1 protein-coding gene is annotated in these 1,697 nt (G+C 39.5%); it reads right to left on the reverse strand.

Annotated features, from left to right (window positions below; translation table 11 throughout):
* Positions 1–72 precede the first annotated feature (72 nt).
* Positions 73–1,608 (reverse strand): IS1182 family transposase, encoded by a 1,536-nt coding sequence (locus E0I61_RS16225; protein ID WP_235832148.1) that lies wholly within the window; start codon positions 1,606–1,608, stop codon positions 73–75.
* Positions 1,609–1,697 lie beyond the last annotated feature (89 nt).

Below are 1,697 nucleotides of genomic sequence, written 5' to 3' on the forward strand. Positions count from 1 at the left end.
CTTTTTTTTCTAAAAACCACCAAATTTTATGATACTGCAATTCAAATCAAGCCTTATAACGAAGTCTTTTTTTCAGGCTGCTAATTTCATTGGATAAAAATTGTTAGCTGTATTTAGCTTTAAACAAATCGTTTTTATTAGAAGCAAGGCTTTTGCCTTGTAGGGCGAGTTCCATTTTTGGAGTTTGGCTATCAAATCCGGAACGCCGAGTATATTGATACTGCGTTTGATGTTATACACCAGCATAATTAAGCTATGTTCTCCGTTTACTTTTTCCAATCCAGTTAAGTTGGTGTGGTTGTAGCCCCATTGTCGCTTGATGGTGCCAAAGATATGCTCGTTGATTTCCTGTCGTTTGCGATAGAGTTCTGCGTTTTCATGGTAGCGTTTGTTGTTTTCTGCCACGGCATCGGCATATTGGCTTCTGTCTATTTTCCTGCCTTCCACTCGGCTGGTACATAAATCCTTTACAGGACATTCCCTGCATTTTGGGGTTCCGTATCTCTTAAACTCATAACTGTCTCTGTCCGTGGTTTTCTTGTACCAGCTGCCTGTGGTTTTAAGCGTTTCGCCCTGTGGACAAGTGTAGGTGTCGGTGATTTGGTCGTATTGGAACTTAGAGATCAGATAATTCTCGGTTATCCTTTCTTTATTTTTTCCTTGTTCTGGCTGTGCTACAATTGTAGTGATGTTGGCCTGTTTGCAGGCTTCTATTTCCCGCCCGTTATGATAGCCTTTATCCACCAAGGCCGTGTATGTTTCTATTTCTAAATTCTCTTTAGCCTCTATGGCAATAGCCGACAAGGCGTTACGGTCATTGCGATTGATGGTGTGTGTGGCTACGACAAGATTGTGCTTGGCATCTACAGCTGCCTGCATATTGAATGATATTTCAACCACTTGGCCTTGAACTAACAATGCCCTGGCATCATTGTCGGTAGTGCTTATTTGGGGTTCTCCGCTTGCTTTTAGCTTTTCTTCCAGTTGCTCATAACGAAACTTGTTTCCTTTCAAGCGCTCTATCTTTTGCTGGATATTTTGGATTATAGCCGAATTATCTTTGCCGTCATTTTCTTCCAACGTATCCAAGTATTCTTGGGTCTTAGCTTCAATATAAGCTAAGTGTTTGTCGATTTTCTTTTGGTTGAAATTGGCTTTCTTGCTATTGTGTGCGCGGCTTTTGGTACCATCGATAGCAATGGTTTCGCCACCTATCAAATCAGCATCTTTCAAGAACGAAACAAACAATTTGAATAACTTTTTCAAGCCAATGGGATTGTCTTTTCTAAAATCTGAGATGCTGTGGTAATTAGGACGAATATCTTCTAAAAGCCATTGCATTTCCATGTTTCTCAAGCATTCCTTTTCTAGATCACGACCACTCCTGATTCCGTTGAGATAACCGTATAAATAGATCTTTAGAAATACTTTACTATTGAAACTCGGGCGACCTTCGGTCTTGAGCGTTTTTATGGCAAAATCGAGCTTAGAGATGTCAATAAGCTCTACAAAGGCATCAATAAAACGTACCTGATTATCGGGACTTATAGTGTCTTCTAAACTAGAAAAACGCATCTGGTGACGGGAAATTCCTGTGATATGTTGCATTCTTAAAAATACGAAAAATCTTCTTTTTATACTAGTATTTTGTTATATTTGATGATAATACTACGGAGGTTTTTTCACAGACTGACGTT

The organism is Flavobacterium ranwuense, from assembly GCF_004349315.1.
GTDB lineage: Bacteria > Bacteroidota > Bacteroidia > Flavobacteriales > Flavobacteriaceae > Flavobacterium > Flavobacterium ranwuense.